Origin of the sequence: Arthrobacter sp. CAN_A1 (assembly GCF_015751665.1) — a bacterium.
In the GTDB taxonomy this organism is placed as follows: domain Bacteria; phylum Actinomycetota; class Actinomycetes; order Actinomycetales; family Micrococcaceae; genus Arthrobacter_D.
The window spans coordinates 51,286-72,765 of record NZ_JADOUR010000002.1; the positions used below are offsets into that span (position 1 = coordinate 51,286).

Genomic DNA, 21,480 nt, shown 5'->3' on the forward strand with positions numbered 1-21,480 from the left:
TGAGCCGGTTCCACACTGGCAAGCTCAGGCAAACACCGTGGGCCACCCAGATGACGGGAGGGTGAATTTTCCCTTTCCCCGGTCTCCCAGGGCAACCGCCGGGTGGTGTCGCGAGGTTCGGACCCACTCCCCCCGGGTTGAGTCAACGGAAATAGCGGGTTTTCGTCGTCGAAACGGTCATATCTGTTGACTCAACCCGAATGAAGTGAAGTGAGGTGAAGTGGCGGGGGGAGGAGCGAAGGAGAGAAGCGAAGGCTGGTGGGGCTAGGGGCAGCCGAGAATTGCCCCGACGCGCTCCAGCCGGGCCAGCCACCACGCAGTGCGGTAAGGATCGGCGGCATGCCGCTCCAGCAGCTCCCCGGACACCTGCACCGGGCCGACCGGCAGCCAACCGCCGTCGGGCACCAACGGGCTCGCTGTCACATCCCCGCGCATCAGCGACACCGTGCCCAACCCGCAGGCATAGGGCAGCTCGGGAAGGGCCGCCGCCAGAGCAACACCAGCGCTGATGCCCACGGACGTATCGAGGGCCGAGCTGACGACGACGGGGAGCCCGGCCTGCGCGACGATATCTAGTGCGCGACGAACCCCACCCAGGGGTGCAACCTTGATCACCAGCAGGTCGGCGGCGTCTTCCCGTGCGACGCGCAGCGGGTCGGTTTCTTTGCGGACTGATTCATCGGCGGCGATCAAGACCGGGATACCCCGACGGCGCAGCTCGAGCCGGACCTCCCGTAGTCCGTCAATCGCCATCACCGGTTGCTCCGCGTACTCCAGGGTGTGCCCGGCGAGCGCCGTCAGCGCCGTCACGGCCTCGGGGACGGTCCAGCCGCCGTTCGCGTCCACCCGTAGTCCGGCATCCGGCAGGATCCGCCGGACCTCGGCGATGCGCGCCAGGTCGTCGGCGAGGGTCTGACCACGCTCCGCCACCTTCACCTTCACGGCGGTGACCGGTCCGAACCGCGCCAGGATGGGTTCGACGTCCGCGGCAGGGATAGCCGGGACGGTCGCGTTGACAGCCACCCAGGTGCGGCGGGCAGGAGGGAAGCCCTCCCAACCGGCCTCGATTGCCGCACGCAGCCAGGGTGCCGCTTCGGTGTCGTCGTATTCGGGGAAGGGGCTGAACTCGCCCCAGCCCGCTGGCCCGTGAACCAGCAGGGCCTCGCGGTGCAGTATCCCCCGGAACTTGACCCGCATGGGGATGGACACCACCCGGGCGGAGGAACGAAGTTCGGCGATCGAGGGAAGAGTGCTCACGCGTTCAGGCTACGCGACCGGCCCGGACCCACCCGGCCGAGAACCGGTCGGGCCAGGGAACTGGACCGTCAGGAAACCGGTCGGAGCGCCGACTGGACGATCACCGTGTCCGGTCCGTATTTGGCGTCGTATTGTTTCTGGAGGGTGCCGTCGTCGTAAATAGCTGTGACGACGACGTACCCGTTGGATACAGCGGACCCCACGATCTGGGGCCCGTCCCAGTCGAACAGCTCGGCCTGGAGTTCTTCAAGGTCGGCCTGGTTGCCTGGACCAGGGTTGGCCGGATCCAGTCGTGGATCCAGGTCGGCAATCGGGTCGTAGAGCGAAAGCGGGATGGGCTCCTGGGTGCGGGTGAAGGCGGTCCCGTCCCAGGTTCCCTGCACGGCGTAAGCGCCCCACGTCACCCCGGAGGCGGTTTCCTCCTGGTCGACCATATCCCAGTCCCAGTTGAGCAGGTCCGGCCCGGAACACTGGGGCGGATATGACTCGGCAACGCCACCCAGACACAGCTGCGGCAGCGCATCACCCTGCTGCAGGATGGTTCCCTGTGCCAGCACCTCCCCCGGGGCCGCGACGCCGCTGGCCGTCGTTGAAGGAGTGGGGGACGGGCCAGGCGACGACGAACCAGAAGAAACAGGAGAATCAGACCCGGAGGGCACCGAGGCCGGAACCCCGACCGCCCCGCACGCCGACAACACCCCGGCGGCCGTCGCCAGGAGCACCGACAGAAGCACAGCATGCCGTCTCATGGACTTATTGTCCCGGGTCAGCGGGCGAGCGGGACCCCGGCAAGATCACGATTGGATTACAGAAGGGAGATGCCGATGTGAAAGTCTTACAGGGTGAGCTCACAGAAAACCGCGGATCCGACGGGGCGGCAACCTCCCGCCGCACGGAACCCAGCCTTGTTCCTGCTGGGTTCGCTGTTGTGCGCTGCGGCCCTGGCCTGGACCTACTGGGCATTCGTGCGAACCAGCACGGGCCAGTTCGCTGATGAATCGGCGTGGCGTGAAGCTGGTTTCGCGGCACCGGACACGCAGGAACCCTTCCTGCAGTTTCTGGATAGCCTGCCGGCACTCTCCGTCCTGATCGCCGCCGCGGTGATTCTCTTTGTCACCCTGCGGCGCCAACGCTGGTCGGCGGCGGTCATCGCTTTGGGAACGATCGCCGGCGCCAACCTCACCACCCAGGTCCTCAAGAACCTGCTGCTCGACCGCCCCGACCGCGGCGTGCCGACCCTCGACTTCAACTCGCTGCCCTCCGGCCACACGACCCTCGCCGCCTCTGCAGCGGCTGCAATATTCCTCGTGGTGACGCCCCGCTGGCGGCCCCTGGCCGCCGCGGCCGGAGGCGCCTATTCGGTGGCTGCGGGCGCCGCCACCTTTCTCAACCTGTGGCACCGTCCGGCCGACGTCATCGCTGCATTCCTCGTCGTTGGCGCCTGGACCCTCATCGGCGGCCTGTTCATCATGCGGTTCGGCAACGCCTGGAACGTGTGGAGCGGCTTCGGCGAGCACTGGGCCGCCTCAAAACTGTGGCTTACCTTGTGCTGGGCAGCGGGCGTGGCCGGTCTGGCCCTGGGAGTCATCCTCTACCTCTACGTCCAGCTCATCGGGCCCGCGCCAGTGCCAGGAACGGCGCAGATCCCCTTGTTCTTCTGGTCCGGTCTCTCGATGATCGTTGGCGTGGGGTTCACGCTCAGCGCCGCTGCGGGCTGCCTCTTCAGCCATCAGGCCCGACGGCGCGAGCCCTAGTTCCCGGCGGTCGACGTCGGCCTGCGCGGCGGAACCCAGAACCACAGGACCGCGGCCGCCACCAGGCCCAGCCCACCGGTCGTCCAGATTCCCGCCGATAGGGTGGCGACAGCGGTCACCGCTGCGAGGATTCCTGGACCGGACATGGTCCCGACGTCGCTGAGGAGCCGCCAGATTCCCAGGAACTGGGGCCGGCCCGGGGTGGGTGAGAAGTCTGCGCCCAGGGTCATGACGATGCCGGATCCAATCCCGTTACCAAACCCGATCAGCAGGGCAACCAGCAACAGCCCCGCCGCGTCCACAGTGAAGGGCAGGAGGATCAGGGCCACCCCCATGATCACCATGGAGGGCACCGCCACCCAGCGGCGCCCCTTGACGTCCATCAGCTTGCCTGCAGGGTAGAAGATCAGCATGTCGATAGCGCCGGACAGACCGTAGATCAGGGCCGTCGTGGTGACGTCGAGACCGATATCCTGCGCCCAGAGCGGCAGCACTGCCTGCCGGGTGGCACGGGTCGCAGCAATCAGGACGACGCCGATGCCCACGGTGGTGAAGATCCGCCGGTGGGAGCGCAGGATTGACCCCACGGTGGGTGCCGACGCCGGATCACCGGCCCGCGCAATAACGGATCCGGTCATGGCAACCCGGCCGGGAGCGTTCAGCTCGGGGACCCTGCTGCTCAGCACCGCGGCCACCAGGGCGGCTCCTGCACCCACCCAGTAGGCGCCGTCCAACCCGGCGAAGCTCATGACCAGGGCTGCGGCGAAGGGTCCGAGGAATACCCCGATCCGCGTCACCCCGCCCAGGGTGGACAGGGCCCGGGCCCGGAGGTGGATGGGCACCGCCTCGGTGAGGTAGCTCTGGCGGGCCAGACCAAAGACGGCGCCCGCCATTCCCACCATGAAGATGGCCGCAGCAAAGACCGCAAGATTAGGGGCGAGCAGACCTAACACCATGGCCGCTGAACACCAGAGGGAGGCGCCCACCAGGGCACGGCGTTCACCGAACCGGGTGGCGATCAGGGTCGCCGGCACATTGGTGACCAACGAACCGATCCCTGTCAGTGTGATGACCAGGGCCGCCATGGCAAGGTCAGCCCCCAGATCGCGGGCGGACAGCGCGATCACCGGGAGGATTGCACCAGTCGCCATCCCGTACAGCAGAGACGGGCCGTAAGCCCCGACAGCAATCGTCTTGAGGTTGAACGGTTCCTGCGGCACGCCTCCACTCTAGTCATCGGGTGGAGGACAGCCGGGCCGGCCCACGCGGGGCCAGCCCGGCTGTCGAAACCGCTAGCGTTCCCTGGTGCGCCGCCCCACCAGGATCATGCCCACCACGGCAAGTACCCCTGCAACCCCTTCTGCGACGGCGCTGAGCGCCTTGTCGAAGAACCAGATGGGCTCATACATGGCCGGGATGGGCCCGATAGCCGGCAGCTGGATGTACACCGACAGCACGACGGCAGCGAACGCCGACAGCGCCACCAAGGCAGCGACCAGATAGGAGAGCCAGCTGCCGCGGATCAGCACATAGAGGGCTGCGAGGATCGCAGCGACTGCCTGGACGCGGAACAGGTTCCCGCCGCCGATGCCCCCGGGGAACGCCAGCTGATAGTTGGCCGCCAGCTGAAGGTGGACAAAAGCGTCAATGGCGAGCCCGACGGCGATTGCCACCCTCAGCCACACCAGCACCGGCCTGTTGCGGGCCGGGATGGCGGCCGGGTTACTCATTCTTCAACGACCAAGGTGCCGACCATCGCTGGGTGGTAGGTGCAGATAAAGGAATAGTCTCCGGGCTCGTCTGGTGCAGTGAAAGTGACAGTCTCGTTGGGCCCGAACACGGAATCGAACATTCCCTCCTCATCAGAGGTCACCGTATGCGCGGCCGAATCGTTGTTGATGACCGTCACCTCGGCGCCCGGGGCCACCGGACCGGAGATCTCATACTCGAAATCAGTGATCGTGATGGTCACCTCTTCGGCTGCCGCCGCTGGTTCCTCGGAGGCACTTTCCTCGTCGGTCGCTTCGGCTGGAGCCTCGCTGGTTTCTTCAGCGGCGGCCGCGGTAGTTTCCTCAGCCGCGGGGCTGGTGGTGGTTTCCGGCTCCGCCGCCGGGGTGCCGGAGTCTTCCGACGCGCCACAGCCAGCCACTCCAACCAGTGCTCCGGCCAGAAGTACTCCCATAATGCTCTTGCGGATATCCATGATCAGCCTTTCCAGCAGGATCCCGATCGGAGCCGTTCTCCGAAGCCTCGGGGCACTGATTAGCACCATGATCCTCTTCACTATGAGGTTCGTCACGGAGCGGACCACGGATGGCCCGGCGGGGGCTTGCTGTCAGGACGAGGCGGCCTGATGCCACTTCCAGTGCGCGAGCGTGCGCAGGCGGATCAGGAGTGCCCGCGACTGTTCGGGGCCGTAGGGCAGGATGGGGATGGCCTTGGTCATGTCCACTGACGCTTCGTCCATGGCCACCTTGGTCACGCGCACCGCGGTCCGCATCTTGTAGAGCTGCGCCGTAACATATTCAACCCCGACGGGGTTGCCGTGTCCTGGGACGAAGACGTCGTACAGGTCCTCCAGAGCGGCAATCTTTCCCAGCGTACGGATCCAGTCGGCGGGGTAGGAGTCAGCGAATCCGGGGTCGCCGCCCTCTTCGACCAGGTCGCCGGTAAACAGCACGTTGCCGGCGCCGACCAGAAGGTCGTTGTCGGTGTGGCCCCTGCCCAAGTGAAACAGGGTGACTGAGATCCCGCCCAGATCGAGGTCGACCGGGCTGCCCTCCACCACCCGGTTGGCGGGGTGGATCGACGTATGGGGGCCGTCGTCGTCGGCCATGGTCGGCTCACGTTCGGCGGTGAGTGGGCGCTGGCGCTCACCGGTCTCCGCGAGGTCCTCCGCGCAGCGCGCTGTGGCCCAGATGTCGTCGACGCCGTGGGCAGCGAAGTAGGCGTTGCCAAACGCATGGTTGAAGTGTGAGTGGGTGTTGACCGCCGTCACCGGCAGGCTGGTCAGCTCCCGCACTGCGTCGAGGATGTCTGCCGCCTGCACCGGACCGGCGCCGGTGTCTATGACCAGGGCGCGCTCGGTGCCCACCACCAGGCCCGGATTAATACCGGGTGCGGGGTCGCGCAGGATCCACGTTTGTGGCCCGACTTCCCGCCATCGGGATTCAACGGGTACTGCTGGCGTATCGGACATGAATTCCTTTCGACTGCTTCAGGTGCGCCGACCGTTTATGCGCTGGATCCCGCACCCAGCATCAGGACAGCCTGCACGGGGGCGTGATCGGACGGCCACGCACCACCGTACCGGGTGACGTTGATTCCCGCCCGCAGCACGGTGAAACCGGAACTGGCGAGGATCCAGTCGATCCGCTTGGTCCCCCGCTGAGGCTTGCGGTAGTGCGGGAAGGTTCCCCACTGTTCGGTGAGCTGACGGTGTGCAGAGGTCCAGGTGTCCTTCAGAACCCCCGACCCGGTCAGAATGTCGTACGGGCCCGACGGCGCATCAATGTTGAAATCGCCCATCACGATGCCGGGAAGCTGGGAATCCCGCACCAGGTGGCGCAGGGTATCCGCCGAGTACAGGCGCGACCGCCGGGACAGGTGATCGAGGTGCGTGTTGATCACCCCAAATTCCTGACCGGTGGTGAGATCACTGAACACTGCGCTGACCGCGATGCGCGGAATCCGGTTCCCCCACGACGTCGAACCGGGAACCATTGGGGTGTTGGACAAGGCGAGTTGTTCCCAACTCAGCAGCGTGAGCCGACGCTGGTCATAGAACAGGGGACACTGCTCACCGTTGCCGTCCGGGTTGCGCCCCTTCCCGATGCCCGCGTAGCTCGCCCCCAGCCCGGCGCGCACGGCGTCCAGTTGCGACGGCAACGCCTCCTGGACGCCGAGCAGGGTGGGCTGCTCATCGCTGAGGAGACGCGTCACGAGGGGTGCCCGCACGGCCCAGGAATCCTTGTTCCCGGGCAGCAGGTGCAGCATTGACCGTCGGATGTTGAAGGTCATCACGTGATGTTCGGGGGCTGCGACCGAGCCGATGAGCGGGGTGCCTACCGCTGGGCCGCGCGCTTCAAAGGTCCGCAAGCACGGTGCCTGGATTCTCGATCGCGTCCGCAACATAGCGCAGGAACCCGCCGGCGACCCCACCGTCGCAGACCCGGTGGTCAAAAGTAAGGGTGAGTTCGGTGATTTTCCGCACTGCCAGGGTACCGTCGACCACCCAGGGGCGGTCGATGATCCTGCCGATGCCCAGGATGGCGGATTCGGGGTAGTTGATGATCGCTGCACTCCCGTCCACGCCAAACACGCCGTAGTTATTCAGGGTAAACGTCCCCGATGTCAGTTCGGCGGGTGTCGCTTTGCCGTCCCGCACGACGGCGGCGAGTCGCCGGATTTCGGCGTCCAGATCGCGGGCGCTCAGCGTGTCGGCACGGCGCACACACGGAACCATCAGGCCACGGTCGGTCTGGGCGGCAATCCCCAGGTTGACTCCCTCAACGCTCAGGATTTCCTGACGACCCTGGTCATCGGTCAGGATGCGGGTGTTCAGTTCCGGATACTTCGCCAGGCCCGCGGTCACAAACCGTGCAACAAAGGCCAGCAGGCCCGGCGCAGTGTCCGGATGTGACTGTTTAAGCGACGCCCTGAGGTCCATGAGTGCCGTGGCATCGACGTCCACCCACACGGTCGCCTCGGGAATCTCCCGGCGGCTGCGCGACATGGTCTCGGCCACGGCTTTCCGCACCCCCTTGACCGGAATCCGCGAGGTGATGGCAAGCCCGGATCGGCGATCCGTGTCCCCGTTCACCCCCAATGGTGCGCTCGACCCGAGGGCACCGTCATCAGCGCTGATGCCGTCACCAGTGCCATCGCTGCTCCTGCCGGCACCGGCCGGCCCGCCTGACGCGCGGTCGATGGCCTGCTCCACATCCCGGCGCAGGATCAGTCCGTTGGAGCCTGACCCGGTCACGTCCGCCGGGGTGAGGCCAGCGTCCCTGGCCAGTTTACGGACCAGCGGTGAGATGAACAGCGGTGCCATGGGCGGCGTCGCCGTTGATCCCCCCACGGTTCGTGGAGCCTCCATGGGACTCGCTGCCGGGCGGGCCGGCTGAGGCCTGGGGTCCGGCTGGTTCCGGGGGCGACGTCTCCGACCGGAGCTGATTCCCCCCGGGGTGCCGTATCCAATCAGGACGTTACCTGAACCCTCGTCGGGTGCTGGCGCGGCCACCGGAGCGGCATTCTCGGGTGGGGCGATTCCAGCGCGTTCCTCTTCGCGGTACGCCTCTTCCGCCGCCGTCGCCCGGGTGCCATGCGGGGTGGTTCCGCCGTCGGGTCCGGTCCCGGCAGGTGCCCCTGCCGCGCGCACCGAGATGAACGGTTTCCCTACATCCATCGTCTCCCCGGCGCGGCCGTGAAGTGTCTCGACAACACCGGCGAACGGGGACGGCACCTCCACCACCGACTTGGCGGTTTCCACTTCGGCAATGGCCTGGTCCACGACGACGGCGTCGCCTTCAGCAACCAGCCAGGTGACCAGCTCCGCCTCGGTGAGACCTTCGCCCAGATCGGGCAGGTTGAAGACCTGAAGCGCAGGTGCGCTGGTGGTCGTGGCGCTCACGCCTGGTCCTCCCACTGCAGCTCGTCGACGGTGTCGAGGATTCGGTCGACACTTGGTAGGAAGAAGTGTTCCAGCTTTGGTGAGGGGTAGGGCACATCGAACCCGGTGACACGCCGTACTGGTGCCGCCAGCGAGTGGAAGCAGCGCTCCTGGATGCGGGCCACGATTTCAGCCGCCACCGATGCGAACCCCGGCGCCTCAGCGATGACGACGACCCTGCCGGTCTTGCGGACGCTCGCGCACACGGTTTCGTCGTCAAACGGGACGATGGAACGCACATCGATGACCTCAAGCGAGCGCCCCTCCTCCGCGGCCGCAGCAGCAGCGGCCATGGCGGTGGGCACCGACGGGCCATACGCCACCAGGGTGGCGTCGGTTCCCTCACGTGCGACCACCGCACGTCCGATGGATGGCGTCGCGGTGGTGGACTCGAAGGACTCGCGGAGCTCTGCCAGGTCGAGTACTTCCTTGGACCAGTACAGCTTCTTCGGTTCGAGGAAGACCACCGGGTCGGGGTAACGGATCGCCTCACGCAGCATGGTGTAGGCGTCGCGGACTGTTGCCGGTGCCAGGACCGTCAGGCCCGGCGTGTGGGCGTAGTAGGACTCGGACGAATCACAGTGGTGTTCAACCCCGCCAATGCCACCCGCGTAGGGAATGCGGATCACGATCGGCAGCTTGACCTTGCCTTTGGTGCGGTTCGGCATTTTTGCTACATGGCTCACCACCTGCTCGAACGCGGGGTAGGCAAACGCATCAAACTGCATCTCCACCACCGGGCGCATCCCGTTCATCGCCATCCCGACGGCCATCCCCATGATGCCGGCTTCGGCCAGCGGGGTGTCGAAGCAGCGTCCGGTGCCGAAACGCGCAGTGAGCCCGTCGGTGATCCTGAAGACACCACCCAGCGCCCCGACGTCCTCACCGAACATCACCACTGATGAATCGGCGGCCATCGAGTCGGCGAGCGCCGCGTTCAGTGCTTTGGCGAAGGTCACGGGCTGGGCGGCGCGGGGTGCGGCCTGCACCGGCACTGCCTCGTTGTCCCGCACCCGTTCGGTGGTGTCGGTCATGGATTCACGTCCTCGGAAGGCTGTTCGCGGCTGAGTTCTCCACGTAACAGGGCGGCCTGTTCGCGAAGCTGACTGGTCTTCTCGGTGAAGACATAGTTGAACAGGTCTTCGGGGTCCACCACCGGGTCGGTATTGAGCCCGTCCCGGAGGGTGGCTGCCATCGCCTCGGCGTCGGCGGCGATGCTGGTCTCGCCGTCGTCGTCCAAAAGGTTCAATCCGCGCAGGTAGGTGCGCATCCGGCTGAGCGGGTCCTTGGGGATCCACTTTTCGACGTCGTCGGCCGAGCGGTAGCGGGAGGGATCGTCGGCGTTGGTGTGGGCCTGCATCCGGTAAGTGTGGGCTTCGACCAAAGATGGACCGCCTCCGGCACGAGCCCTGTCCACGGCCTGACCGAGCACCGCCAGGAGGGCGGCGAGGTCGTTGCCGTCTACCCGCTCGCCCGGCATACCGTATCCGATCGCTTTGTGGGCGAGGGACGGCGCGACGGTCTGCGATTTCAGCGGCACCGAGATGGCGTACTCATTGTTCTGGATGAGGAAGACCACTGGGACATGGAAGACTGCAGCGAAGTTCAGCGCCTCATGGAAGTCGCCCTCGCTGGTGGCACCGTCGCCGCAGAGAGCGAGCACCACGGTGTCCTCGCCCTTCAGCTTGGCGGCGTGCGCCACGCCAACCGCGTGCAGCAGTTGGGTTGCCAGGGGGGTGGCCTGGGTGGCCACCTTGTGTTTCAGCGGGTCGTAGCCGGAATGCCAATCGCCGCGCAGCAGGGTAAGGACCTCGAGCGGGTCCACGCCGCGGGTGATCACGGCGACCGTGTCGCGGTAAGTGGGGAACAGCCAGTCCTGACGGCCGATTGCGACGGCGGCAGCCACCTGACAGGCTTCCTGGCCGTGGGAGGAAGGATAGACGGCCATCCGGCCCTGCCGGACCAGGGCGTTGGCCTGATCGTTGATGCGGCGGCCGATAACGAGCTTCCGGTAGGCCGCCAGGAGGCTTGCGCCGTCGGGCAGAGGATAGGCGTCGTTGGCGGTGTGGATACCGTTCGGGTCCACCAGCTGCACTGGGATGGCCGAGGGAAGCATGTCCGCCTCGGCTGATCCGGGCCTGTCGGTGATGTCTACCGTGCCGTGGGCCGTGTGGTTGCCGCTCGAGATGGTCATATCCGCCTCCGTCGTACCGCCCGGTGGGGCGGCGGTTCGCCTGATCCCACCCGCCCGGATGGTGCCGGGCGCTGGATGCTGTGTAGTCCAATTATGGGCTTGGGTGGCTTTTCGTATCTACTTGAGGGCACAGTTGTAGACTTTTATCTTCCACCTGTTTGAAATCGTGGACGAATTGCCAGTGTGAGCTGGGTTACGTAGAAAGGTGTAGACACATGATGGACCAACCCCTGGACGAAGTGGACCGGAGGATCCTGGCAGAGCTCACCCGGGACGGCCGGCTGTCGGTGACTGCGGTGGCTGAAAACGTCCACATTTCCCGCGCCCACGCCTACTCAAGGATTGCCCGGCTCACCGAGTCGGGAGTCCTCACCAAATTCACTGCGCTGATCGACCCCATCAAGGCAGGGCTCCGATCATCGGCCTATGTCACCCTCAAGGTTCAGCAGCACGCCTGGCGGGAACTGAGGGAACAGCTTCGCCTCATCCCGGAGATTCACCACATTGCCCTCGTAGGTGGGGATTTCGACGTCATCCTGCTGGTACGGGCCGAGGATAACGTGGGGCTTCGGCGGGTCATCTTCGATCAACTGCAATCGATGCCGGGCGTGATGGACACCCAGACGTTCCTGGTCTTCGAGGATATTGACACCCGCTGAGCTGCGTATCCCCTGAGCCGCGCATCAGGGAGGTGTGGCTAGGAGGCGGAACCTGACTGGTGGTGACATCCCGTTCTGAATGTCATCCTCCCCCATGAGACGCTGCGGAACCGCCCCCTGGCCACCCCTCAAGTAAAAGTCATTGCCTCGGGAAAATACTTTGAAAGCAGACTTTCTTCACAAAAATTGGCCTAAAAGTTATAAAACTTTTGCATCCAGCCAGCCGAAGGGGCGGGCCGTTCGCGGCGTCCACCTGCACCACTCCGCGCTATGGTTTAATACGATCACCGGCCGCACTAGAAGGCCCAAACATGCCGTCATCGGGCTGGCTTAAAAGGGGAACAGCATGATTGATCACCGTGAGCCGGCTACTGAAGCACGCAAAGTTGTTGGCATCCCCGATGCCAAGGCAGCAGCGCTGTTCGAATCCATCGTGGTCAACGCCAATGACGTGGTCCTGGTGACCAGGGCAGAACCCCTTGATCTCCCCTCCGGTGGACCTGAGGTCATCTACGTCAACCCGGCCTTCACCCGGATGACCGGGTACGAGCCTCATGAGATTGTCGGCAAAACCCCGCGTATCCTGCAGTCACCAAAGACGGACCGAGCCGAGCTGGACCGCCTGCGCGCCGCCCTCAAAGCCTGGGAGCCGGTCGAGGTGGAGCTGCTCAATGTCCACAAGGACGGCCAGGAGTTCTGGGTCCAGATCAACATCACTCCCGTGGCCAATGCGCGGGGCTGGTTCACCCACTGGGTCGCTATCCAGCGCGACATCACCCACCGCAAGCACCGCGAGATCGCCGTGCAGACCATGCTGGCCAACACCTCGGATCTGCTGGTCATCCTCGACCACCAGCAAAAGGTCACCTCGGTCAGCCCCACCTCCGAGCAACTGCTGGGTACATCGGCCTCGGCGTTGACCGGCGGCCCTTTCCTCGACCTGGTTCACCCCGACGACAGTCGTAGCGCCCACAATCTCCTGGCAGCCCCGTCCGGTCTCCGGCTGGGCCGCAGCTCCATTACCGAACTTCGCCTCCGCGACGGTGACGGCGACTGGCGCTGGTTTGAGGTCAGCATCGCCGACCTCGACGCAACCGGCGCGGACCCCGCCAGTTCCCTGGTGCTGGCGTGCAGCGACATCACCGACCTCAAGCTGACCGAACTCGAGTTGGAAAAATCGAACCAACGTTTCCGCAGCGCCTTCGACGACGCGCCGATCGGCATGGCGGTGACGTCGCCTACCGGGGAATTCATCCAGGTCAACCGGGCGTTGACCGAACTGCTGGGCCGCGACGAGCGGACTCTCCTGACCATGTCGGTGCAGGAGCTGACGCACCCCGATGACCGGGACCCCGCTGAGCGCCAGCGCCGGTCGCTGCTGCGCGGGGTTACCGGCCGGCGGCGGCACGAGACCCGGTTCCTTCACGCCGACGGCGCCGTGGTGGGCATCCTGCACTCCTCCTCGATGGTGCCCGACGACGACGGCGGCCCGGGGATGCTGATCGACCACATCGAGGACATCACCGACCGCAAGGCTTTCGAAGCGATGCTGCAGCACCAGGTACTGCATGACACCCTGACGGGTCTCCCGAACCGGGCTTTGCTGGTGGATCGTCTCGGTCAGACCCTCAACGCCGCCCGGGACACGGGGACTCCCGTTGCCGTCCTGTTCTGCGACCTGGACCGGTTCAAGGCCATCAATGACACGTACGGCCATCAGGCCGGCGACGGTGTGCTCACCGAGGTGGCCCGACGGCTCCAGTCGGCGGTGCTCCCCGCTGATACGGTGGCCCGGCTGAGCGGCGACGAGTTTGTGGTCCTGTGCCTCGACTCGACCAAAGAGCAGGCCACCGCTGTGGCAGCCAGGATCCTCGCAGCGCTCAAACCACCCATCCTGGTGGGTGGGAACGAGGTCTTCGTCTCCGCATCCATTGGCATCGCCCTCGCTGGCGCCGATCACACCACCACCTCCGAACTGCTCCGCGATGCCGACGACGCCATGTACGCGGCCAAGGAACAGGGCCGCAACCGGTCCTCCATGTACGACAAGGGGCAATGCAACCGGGTCAAGACCCGCGCCCAGTTGGAGAGCGAACTGATGCAGGGCATCCGGGAGGGGCAGCTTCGCCTGCACTACCAGCCCGAGATGAGCCTTGCCGACGGCGAAGTGGTGGGCCTGGAGGCCCTGGTCAGGTGGCAGCACCCGGTCCGCGGGCTGCTGATGCCCGGCGAGTTCATCGATCTGGCCGAGGAAACCGGACTGATCATCGACCTCGGCGCCTGGGTGCTGGAGGAGGCCCTGCGCGAGGTCGGCAGACGACGCGCCACGGGCGTCGACTGTCCTGTCGTGTGGGTCAACGTGTCAGCGTTTGAACTGCGGCGCCCCGACTTTGCCGCCACCGTCCAGCGCGCCCTTGACGCCCACCAACTCCCTGGCAGCGCGTTGGGCCTGGAGATCACCGAAAGTGTCCTGATGGTCAATCTTGACCGAGCCAGGACCACGCTCACCCAGTTGCGGGCTACGGGAGTACATCTGGCGATCGACGACTTCGGCACCGGCTACTCGTCGCTGTCCTACCTCGCCCAGTTCCCCGTGGACACCGTGAAAATTGATGGCTCGTTCACCGCCGGTCTCGATGACAACGCCCGCCGCCGGGAGAGCTTCGCCGTCGTCAACGCGGTCATCGGGCTGGCCCACGCCCTGAAACTGAGGGTGGTCGCCGAGGGAATCGAGACCACAAGCCAGGCCCAGTCGCTGCATGGTCTGGGTTGCGACTTTGGCCAGGGCTATTTGCTGGGCCGGCCCACCGAGAGTGGCCTGCCCCGCGAGATCTCGCCGCCGTTGAGCGCCGCCGACCCGCGGGAGGCCACGTTCAGCCTCTGAAGACCGGCGTGCGTTTTTCCTGGAAGGCTGCGAATCCCTCGGCGTAGTCATCACTGCCGCATAGCTCGCCCTGGGCTGTGTTCTCCTCGCTGATCGACTCCCACAGGCCGATCCGCCGGTCGCGGATCCCTGCCACCAGTGCCTTCGAGGCCCGGAACGCACCGGTGGCTCCCGAGGCAACCCGCTGCGCCGTGTCCCGGGTGCGCTGCAGCAACTCATCGGCGGGCATAACCCGGCTGAACAGCCCGGCGGCAACGGCGTCCGCCCCGGTCATCAGCTCGGCCGTGTAGATCAAATCGAGGGTGCGGTGGGCACCCAACCGCTCGGTGAAGAGCCAGTGTCCGCCCGAGTCCAGGGTGGCCCCCAGATTGGCAAACGGAGAGCCGAGCTTGGCGTTCTCCGCTACGTAGACCACATCGGTGGCGACGAGCAGGCCGAGCCCAACGCCGAGGCATGCCCCGTGCGCCGCGGCGAAGGTGGGCGCCGGGAACTCAGCCATCTTCCGCAGCAAGGGGGTGACGAGGCCGCCGAGGTAGGCGACGGCGTCGTCAGTCTCGGGGTGAACGTTGGAAATATCCCGGCCGGCGCAGAACGCACGGCCCTCACCGCGGAGCACCAGCGCGCGGACGGCGCCGCTCGCCGCGGCCGCCGCAGCGTCGTCGTAGGCGCTCGATAGCTCGCCGAGCGCTTCCTCATTGAGGGAGTTCAGTTTCGCTGGAGCGTTGAGGACAATCTCAGCGACATTGTTCTCGATAGTCAGGTCAATCATTGCCAGAGCCTTCCGGTCATTTACACCCAGCCTAGCGCCGACCTAACCCGCTGCGGCGTCCAGCGTTCCCCTGAGGACGCTGACGCCGGAATGCACCGGATCACCATCGAGCGGTTCGTCGGAGACATCCACGATGGGAAAGGCCGCCAGGTCGACGTCGTCAGGGATCACCAGCGAACTGGTGCCACCCCCAATGACGCCCAGGCTGTACATCTGCTCCAGGTCCGGCGCAATCAACCACACTTCCTGGTACCCCTGCGCCTGTTCATTGGTCACAGTGATTTCGAGGGTACGGGCGCCGTCGCCAGCGGCCAGAACTGTTGCACTCCCCCGGGCGGTGAAGCCTTCCAGAGCGACGGTGTTGTCCTGGGCCGGACCGGCCCGTGCGCCGGGTACAGCGGCGGGATCGGAGTGCAGCCCCTCGATCACCTGGGTGGCGAGTGCGAGGTTGCCGTCCTCAAGGCTTCCCCAGGCGTACACGATTGTCGCCGTGCCTTCGGCGAGGGTCAGGTCCGCTGGGCCAATCACCGGGTCGGTGGTTCCGGTGGCGGCTACTGAGGCCGCGATCGTCCCGGCGTCGGTGGTCAGGGTTGCCTCGTCCGGATTGCTGAGGTTTTCCACAACCACAGCGTCTCCGGCCAGCACGTCCACTGCCGGGGCGGCGGCAGTGTGCCGGACGGTCAGCCGTGACTGTCCCGCATCCACCGCCGAGGTGTCGTTGGTGTAGAAGTTCGCCGTCGGGGCGCCGTCGGCATCCAGGTTCGCCGTGGCCGTGTAGTTTCCACCCGCAGCCAGGGTGACAGCGACAGGACCGATGACAGGTGCGCTGGCGTCGGCAGCATCAGACGCCGTCACGGCCAGCTCGTAGTCGCTGCAGGAAGTTCCAGGGGTCCGGCAAGTTCACCGGGGGTGAAGTCGTCGAGGGTCAGGTCACCATTGACGTAGACATCGACCGTCAGGTCGGGGACCGCGTGCAGGACCGACAATGAGGCCGTGTCGGCGGTCTCGGTGGCAACCGCCGGGGCGGCAACGGAGGCAGCGCCCAGCACGGCGACTGCACCTACTGCGTAAATACTCTTTCGCATTTTTTGCTCCTCACTCGGGCCCAGTGGGCCTCCAACTAATGCTTACACCGGGTACTACCGCTGAGGGAGGGCAGTTGGATGCAGCCGGAGGAGTTTTTCTTGAGAGAGACTCAGGCGTCGTAGTCCACCGACACCCTCTCGCTGGTAGGCCGGGACTGGCAGGTGAGAACGTAGCCTCTGGCTATTTCGTCGGGCTCCAGGGCGTAGTTTTCTTCCATTTCGACGGTGCCGGTAACCAGCTTCGCGCGGCACGTCCCGCAGACACCGCCAGCACAGGCAAACGGGACGTCCGGCCGGACCCGCAGTGCCGCGTTGAGAATGGATTCCCTCGCGTGGGTGGGACTGGATACCTTGCCCTGCAGCCCATCGAGGTTGAACGAGATGGTGAAATTTTCGCCGTCGTCGTCGGCACGGACTGGACGGCCGATCTGACCTTCGGGGCGGGTGGGTTCGCCGGTTGAGAAGAGCTCAAACCGGATCTTTTCGGGGGCGACGCCGCGCTCCCCCAGGGTGTCCCGGCAGAGCTGGACGAGTTCGAACGGACCGCAGAGGAACCATTCGTCGACGTCGTCGGTCCGGATCACGGTGCCCAGCAGTTTCTGCAGCTTGTCCGCATCGATCCGGCCGCTCAGCAACGGGGAAATCCGCTGCTCGCGGGACAGCACGTGGTGCAGGGCGAACCGGGCGGGATAGCGGTCCTTCAGGTCGGCGAGTTCCTCGAGGAACATCACGTCCATGGCGGCCTTGTTGGCGTAGATCAGGTCGAAGCGCACGTTGTCGCTGGCGGCGAGCACGGTGCGGGCGATGGCGATCACCGGGGTGATCCCTGACCCTGCTGCCACGGCGACGAACGTGGCCTCCCCGGCGACGGTGAGGTTTTCCTGCAGGTGCTCGGGCCGGTTGAGTTCGTTCATCTCGTGTTTGGAGATGAACTGGCCCATCGGGCTCATCACGTCGAGCCGGTCGCCAGCTTTGAGGAACTCGTTCGCCCAGCTGGAGAACACGCCGCCAAGATCCTTCTTGATGGCCACCCGGATTTCGCCGGGCCGCGGCTCAGCGCAGATGGAGTAGCTGCGACGGACTTCGACGGGCTGGCCGTCGACGTCGAGCGTGGTGCGCAGCGCAACGTACTGGCCGGGCAGGTAGTTGTACTTGCCGGCCAGGTGATCGGGCACGGCGAAGGTGACCTCGACGGCGTCACCGGTGAGCCGCCGGACCTCGGCAACGGTGAGCTCGTTGAAGGCCGTGCGGCGCTGGGTGGACGGGGCGAGCTTGACTGCCATCTAAAGCACCTTGAAGTAGTCGAAGGGTTCCTTGCAGTCCTGGCAGACGTAGAGCGCCTTGCACGAGGTGGAACCGAAGCGGGTGAGTTCGCGGGTATTGAGGGAGGAACACTGGGGGCATTTCACGCTGAGCCCCACCCGGACAGGGCCCGCCGCGGCGAGCCCTGTGGGTGGGGCGATGCCGTACTCGTCCAGTTTCGCCTTGCCGGCACTGGTCATCCAGTCGGTGGTCCAGGCCGGGGCGAGAGTGAGGCGGACTATGACGCCCGTGTAGCCGTGGGCCGCGAGGGCACTGGTCACGTCGTCCCGGATGGCGTCCATGGCCGGGCACCCCGAATAGGTGGGGGTGATGGTCACGGTGACGGCGCCGTCGTCGACCCGGGCCTCCCGCAAAATCCCGAGGTCCTCGATGGTGAGGACGGGAATTTCGGGGTCCACCACGGTGGCGGCGATGTCCCAGATCCTCGCGGTTTCGGCGTCGGCGGAGCGGTGCGCGGTATTGGTGCTGGCTGTGCCGGATGTGTCAATGCTCATGACTGCACCTCGCCTACCAGGTGGCGCCGGGATGCTCGCGGGCGAGCACCTGCATCTCGGCCAGCAGGTAGCCCAGATGTTCGCTGTGCCGTCCGGTGCGGCCGCCGCCCACGGCGCCTGGGACGGCGGGCACCTCCAGGTCGGCCTCGGTAAAGAGGGTGGCGATGATCGCGTCGAAGGGAGCCCTGAGAGTGCTCGGGCGGACGGCGGCGTCGCCCAGCGTATCGAAGAGCTGGTCGTCGATGAACAGTTCCTCCACATAGGGCCAGGTCAGCTTCAGGCCGGCAATCATCCTGCGGCGGGACTCATCGGTGCCGAGGGCGAGACGCAGCACCCACTGGCTGCTGTGGTCGCGGTGGTAATCGACTTCCTTGACGGCCTTCGCAGCGATGGCCGCGAGCGTCGGATCGGTGGAATGCATCAGCCGGGAGTACAGCTCGAACTGGTAGTGCGAGACCACCAGCTGGCGGGCGATGGTGCGCGCGAAGTCTCCGTTGGGTTGAACGAAAAGGTGGGCGCAGCGGAACTCGGGTTCGCGGCGGAAGTAGGCGAGATCGTCCTCGGTTTTGTCCAGGCCGTGGCCGGCGTAGCTGAGGAACGAGCGCGCGTGGCCGATCAGGTCCAGGGCAATGTTGCCGAGGGCCACATCCTCTTCCAGCTCAGGTGCCCGCGAGATCCACCAACCCAGCCGCTGGGCCAGAATCAAGGAGTCGTCGCCCAGGCGTAGCGCGTACTCGGCGACGTCGGCGCTCGGCTTAAGGTCCGACGCCGCAATATCCTCGGGGCGCAGGGCGTTGCCCGGGGTGATGCGGGTGGCGCTGGCGTTGGATTCGCTCACAGGTGCTTCACCCCATCGCTCTTCGTGTAATACGTGGCGTGCCGGTAGTCCTTGCCCTGCGGGGATTCAAAAAACTGTCCCTTGGCGTCCGGATCGCTGGTGATGATCGACGACGCCGGGACCACCCACAGGCTGACGCCCTCGTTGCGCCGGGTATACAGGTCCCGGGCGTTCCGGACTGCCATCTCGGCGTCGGGCGCGTGCAGCGACCCGGCGTGGACGTGGGACAGCCCGCGGGAGGACCTGACGAACACCTCCCACAGCGGCCAGGGCTGACGTTTCTCGGGAACCGCTGGTGCCGGCGCCGTGGAGCCGTCGTCACCCGTCGTCGAACCGCCGGTCATCTAGGCCGCCTTCTGCTGTGCTGCTGCTGCGGCCCGCTTGTCGGCGTAGGCTGCCGCTGCTTCGCGCACCCAGGCACCATCTTCGTGGGCTTCACGACGGCGTTCCATCCGCTGGGCGTTGCAGGGCCCCCGGCCGGCGAGGACTTCCTTGAACTCATCCCAATCCAGCGGTGCGTGCTCCCACTGCTGGGTGTCGTCATTGAACCGGATCTGATCATCCGGAAGGGTCAAGCCGAGCACCTTGACCTGCTCCACCATCATGCCGACAAAGCGCGACCGCAGTTCATCGTTGGAAAACCGCTTGATGTTCCAAGCCATGGACTGCTTCGAGTTGGGCGAATCGTCGTCGGGCGGGCCGAACATCATCAGCGAGGGGGCGTACCAGCGGTTGACGGCGTCCTGCGCCATCTCCTTCTGGGCCGGCGTGCCGTTGGCGAGTTCCAGCAGAATCTCGAAGCCCTGGCGCTGATGGAAGGATTCTTCCTTGCAGATCCGCACCATGGCCCGGCCGTACGGCCCGTAGGAGGCCCGGCACAGGGGCACCTGGTTGGCGATCGCGGCGCCGTCGACCAGCCACCCGATGGCGCCCATGTCGGCCCAGGTCACTGCAGGATAGTTGAAGATGCTGGAATACCGGGCCTTGCCGGCGATCAGGTCTTCGGTCATCTTGTCGCGGGGAGTGCCGAGGGTTTCGGCCGCCGAGTAGAGGTAAAGGCCGTGGCCCGCCTCATCCTGGACTTTGGCCATGAGGATGGCTTTGCGCTTCAGTGAGGGTGCACGGGAGATCCAGTTGGCCTCGGGCTGCATGCCGATGATCTCAGAGTGGGCGTGCTGGGAGATCTGCCGGGCAAGGGTTTTCCGGTAGGCATCCGGCATCCAGTCGCGGGGCTCGATCCGGGAGTCCTCGCTGATGAGCCGCTCAAACTGCTCCCGTCCGGCCTGCTCGTCGGGCGTTTCGGACGGCGTCTGGTCAACCGCTGGTGCTGTTGCCATGGTGGTCACCTCACTGTGAGCGTCAAAAGTGCGTTGAAGTCGGTCGCAGATTAATTACCGACCGTTCGTTCAGGATATCGGGGCGGTGGCCGGACCGTCAACAGCCACTCTCTAGCTAGGTAGACAGACTGACTAGTTAGTGCCACTATCTAGTTGTGGATGACAAGCACCTGCCTAAGAGGCAATGGCCCAGCGAATGGATGCGCGGCGCGCTGGGCATGAGCGTCCTCAAGGTCCTTGAGGCTGGGCCGACCTACGGTTACGCGATCGCCACAGCGCTTGAGGAGGCGGGACTTGGCTCCATCAAGGGCGGCACGTTGTATCCGCTGCTGACCCGGTTGGAGTCGGCTGACCTGGTTACCACCGAGTGGAGGGCGGGCGACGGCGGGCCCGGCCGCAAGTTCTTCTCCCTCACCGACGCCGGACGCGCGGAACTGGTCCAGCAATCTGCTGACTGGCGCGCCTTCACTACCCAGACCCTGATCCATCTGAACGGAGACCCCCATGAATGACACCGGCATTGAGCGGCGGAAGTGGCTTGAAGACTTCACGCTGGAGCTACGGTTCAGGGACGTGCCCGGGCATCTCATCGGCGACGCCGTGTCCACCGTCGAAACCCATCTTGAGGACACCGGTGAACGGCCCCTCGACGCCTTCGGCCTACCCGGCGACTATGCGGACAACCTCGACCTGCCCCGGGGGCGGCCCGCCGGTCCGGGAGCCTGGATCGGCAGGGCTCTCGCCGTCGCAGCGATGACCGTTCTGCCGTTTGCGGTCACTGCGATAGTCACCGGGACCGCCGTCGCTGTGACAGCTCTGCTCCTCGCCCTGATCCTCCTCGCTATCACAGCCCTGGTAGTGATTGCAGTGAACCTGGAATCGATCGTCAGGTCGTGGGCAGTGTGGCACAGCGGCCTGCTGGGAATGGGAATCGCCCTGGCCTATGCCGCGGTGATCGGCTTGACCCCGGACCTGGTCCTCCTTCGCCTTCCAGCCATCCCGGTGGCAGCCGTGGCAGCCGTGGTGGTGGCCGGGTTCATCTGGCAATCGGTCAAGAGCGCGGATCCGGTCATCGATCCGGCGGTCCACACCGCCTGAGGGCCGGCCAAATACCTGCCCAGGGCGCGCAGGTCTGCGAAGGTACTGCCGCCGTCGTCGACCCACAACCGGTGTGCCGCAGCCCGCCACGCGGTGCGGACCGGACAACCTGGGCAA

The 21,480-nt window shown here is 65.8% G+C and carries 21 protein-coding genes and 1 pseudogene; 5 read left to right on the forward strand and 17 right to left on the reverse strand.

Features of this window, described 5'->3' with window-relative positions; translation table 11 throughout:
* Positions 1-264: 264 nt before the first annotated feature.
* Positions 265-1,257: an o-succinylbenzoate synthase gene (locus IWX62_RS03025; RefSeq protein WP_196839911.1), complete on the reverse strand. Its 993-nt coding sequence runs from the start codon at positions 1,255-1,257 to the stop codon at positions 265-267.
* A gap of 68 nt (positions 1,258-1,325) precedes the next feature.
* Entirely contained in the window at positions 1,326-2,006 is a 681-nt protein-coding gene (locus IWX62_RS03030) for a hypothetical protein (RefSeq protein WP_196839912.1), read from the reverse strand.
* A 93-nt stretch (positions 2,007-2,099) separates the two neighbouring features.
* On the opposite strand from IWX62_RS03030, the gene IWX62_RS03035 reads away from it, so the two are divergent.
* Positions 2,100-3,011: a phosphatase PAP2 family protein gene (locus tag IWX62_RS03035; protein ID WP_196839913.1), complete on the forward strand. Its 912-nt coding sequence runs from the start codon at positions 2,100-2,102 to the stop codon at positions 3,009-3,011.
* Here the strand turns inward: IWX62_RS03035 and IWX62_RS03040 are convergent.
* From IWX62_RS03040 to pdhA, 8 genes are all read right to left on the reverse strand, one after another.
* Positions 3,008-4,231 (reverse strand): MFS transporter, encoded by a 1,224-nt coding sequence (locus tag IWX62_RS03040; protein WP_333483182.1) that lies wholly within the window; start codon positions 4,229-4,231, stop codon positions 3,008-3,010. The genes IWX62_RS03035 and IWX62_RS03040 overlap by 4 nt on opposite strands.
* 72 nt (positions 4,232-4,303) lie before the next feature.
* Positions 4,304-4,741: a hypothetical protein gene (locus IWX62_RS03045; RefSeq protein WP_196839914.1), complete on the reverse strand. Its 438-nt coding sequence runs from the start codon at positions 4,739-4,741 to the stop codon at positions 4,304-4,306.
* Positions 4,738-5,214, reverse strand: a complete 477-nt coding sequence (locus IWX62_RS03050) for a cupredoxin domain-containing protein (protein ID WP_196839915.1) — start codon at positions 5,212-5,214, stop codon at positions 4,738-4,740. The genes IWX62_RS03045 and IWX62_RS03050 overlap by 4 nt, the downstream gene beginning before the upstream one ends.
* Before the next feature lie 132 nt (positions 5,215-5,346).
* Complete coding sequence (locus tag IWX62_RS03055) at positions 5,347-6,210, reverse strand: MBL fold metallo-hydrolase (protein WP_196839916.1); 864 nt, start codon at positions 6,208-6,210, stop codon at positions 5,347-5,349.
* A 35-nt stretch (positions 6,211-6,245) separates the two neighbouring features.
* Positions 6,246-7,109, reverse strand: coding sequence for an endonuclease/exonuclease/phosphatase family protein (locus IWX62_RS03060; protein WP_333483183.1), 864 nt, complete (start codon positions 7,107-7,109; stop codon positions 6,246-6,248).
* The gene (locus tag IWX62_RS03065; protein ID WP_333483184.1) at positions 7,096-8,643 is read right to left on the reverse strand and encodes a dihydrolipoamide acetyltransferase family protein; all 1,548 of its coding nucleotides are present in this window, start codon (positions 8,641-8,643) and stop codon (positions 7,096-7,098) included. The genes IWX62_RS03060 and IWX62_RS03065 overlap by 14 nt, the downstream gene beginning before the upstream one ends.
* Positions 8,640-9,716: an alpha-ketoacid dehydrogenase subunit beta gene (locus IWX62_RS03070; protein WP_196839919.1), complete on the reverse strand. Its 1,077-nt coding sequence runs from the start codon at positions 9,714-9,716 to the stop codon at positions 8,640-8,642. The genes IWX62_RS03065 and IWX62_RS03070 overlap by 4 nt, the downstream gene beginning before the upstream one ends.
* The gene (pdhA, locus tag IWX62_RS03075; protein WP_196839920.1) at positions 9,713-10,876 is read right to left on the reverse strand and encodes a pyruvate dehydrogenase (acetyl-transferring) E1 component subunit alpha; all 1,164 of its coding nucleotides are present in this window, start codon (positions 10,874-10,876) and stop codon (positions 9,713-9,715) included. Before pdhA ends, IWX62_RS03070 begins: the two co-directional genes overlap by 4 nt.
* Positions 10,877-11,091: 215 nt before the next feature.
* On the opposite strand from pdhA, the gene IWX62_RS03080 reads away from it, so the two are divergent.
* Together IWX62_RS03080 and IWX62_RS03085 are read left to right on the forward strand one after the other, a co-directional pair.
* Positions 11,092-11,535 carry an Lrp/AsnC family transcriptional regulator gene (locus tag IWX62_RS03080; RefSeq protein WP_196839921.1) on the forward strand — a complete coding sequence of 148 codons (444 nt, stop codon included), beginning with the start codon at positions 11,092-11,094 and terminating at the stop codon, positions 11,533-11,535.
* A 346-nt stretch (positions 11,536-11,881) separates the two neighbouring features.
* Entirely contained in the window at positions 11,882-14,419 is a 2,538-nt protein-coding gene (locus IWX62_RS03085; protein WP_196839922.1) for a sensor domain-containing protein, read from the forward strand.
* Here the strand turns inward: IWX62_RS03085 and IWX62_RS03090 are convergent.
* The 7 genes and pseudogenes from IWX62_RS03090 to paaA all read right to left on the reverse strand — a co-directional run bounded on the left by IWX62_RS03090 (position 14,409) and on the right by paaA (position 20,265).
* On the reverse strand, positions 14,409-15,188 hold the full coding sequence (locus IWX62_RS03090) for an enoyl-CoA hydratase/isomerase family protein (RefSeq protein WP_196839923.1): 780 nt from the start codon (positions 15,186-15,188) through the stop codon (positions 14,409-14,411). The genes IWX62_RS03085 and IWX62_RS03090 overlap by 11 nt on opposite strands.
* A gap of 291 nt (positions 15,189-15,479) precedes the next feature.
* A pseudogene (locus IWX62_RS03095) lies at positions 15,480-16,273 on the reverse strand (DUF4397 domain-containing protein); the annotation flags it as partial.
* 110 nt (positions 16,274-16,383) lie between these two features.
* A complete protein-coding gene (paaE, locus tag IWX62_RS03100; RefSeq protein WP_196839924.1) occupies positions 16,384-17,556 on the reverse strand; it encodes a 1,2-phenylacetyl-CoA epoxidase subunit PaaE in 1,173 nt (390 codons plus the stop codon).
* Positions 17,557-18,090: a 1,2-phenylacetyl-CoA epoxidase subunit PaaD gene (gene paaD / locus IWX62_RS03105; RefSeq protein ID WP_196839925.1), complete on the reverse strand. Its 534-nt coding sequence runs from the start codon at positions 18,088-18,090 to the stop codon at positions 17,557-17,559.
* 13 nt (positions 18,091-18,103) lie between these two features.
* Positions 18,104-18,928, reverse strand: coding sequence for a 1,2-phenylacetyl-CoA epoxidase subunit PaaC (paaC, locus tag IWX62_RS03110; RefSeq protein WP_196839926.1), 825 nt, complete (start codon positions 18,926-18,928; stop codon positions 18,104-18,106).
* Positions 18,925-19,272, reverse strand: coding sequence for a 1,2-phenylacetyl-CoA epoxidase subunit PaaB (paaB, locus tag IWX62_RS03115; RefSeq protein ID WP_196839927.1), 348 nt, complete (start codon positions 19,270-19,272; stop codon positions 18,925-18,927). The genes paaC and paaB overlap by 4 nt, the downstream gene beginning before the upstream one ends.
* A complete protein-coding gene (gene paaA / locus IWX62_RS03120) occupies positions 19,273-20,265 on the reverse strand; it encodes a 1,2-phenylacetyl-CoA epoxidase subunit PaaA (RefSeq protein WP_196839928.1) in 993 nt (330 codons plus the stop codon). It abuts the gene before it with no gap.
* Positions 20,266-20,465: 200 nt separating this feature from the next.
* On the opposite strand from paaA, the gene IWX62_RS03125 reads away from it, so the two are divergent.
* Positions 20,466-20,777: a PadR family transcriptional regulator gene (locus tag IWX62_RS03125; protein WP_196840137.1), complete on the forward strand. Its 312-nt coding sequence runs from the start codon at positions 20,466-20,468 to the stop codon at positions 20,775-20,777.
* Positions 20,770-21,363, forward strand: coding sequence for a hypothetical protein (locus IWX62_RS03130; RefSeq protein ID WP_196839929.1), 594 nt, complete (start codon positions 20,770-20,772; stop codon positions 21,361-21,363). Before IWX62_RS03125 ends, IWX62_RS03130 begins: the two co-directional genes overlap by 8 nt.
* The last annotated feature ends 117 nt before the right edge of the window (positions 21,364-21,480 follow it).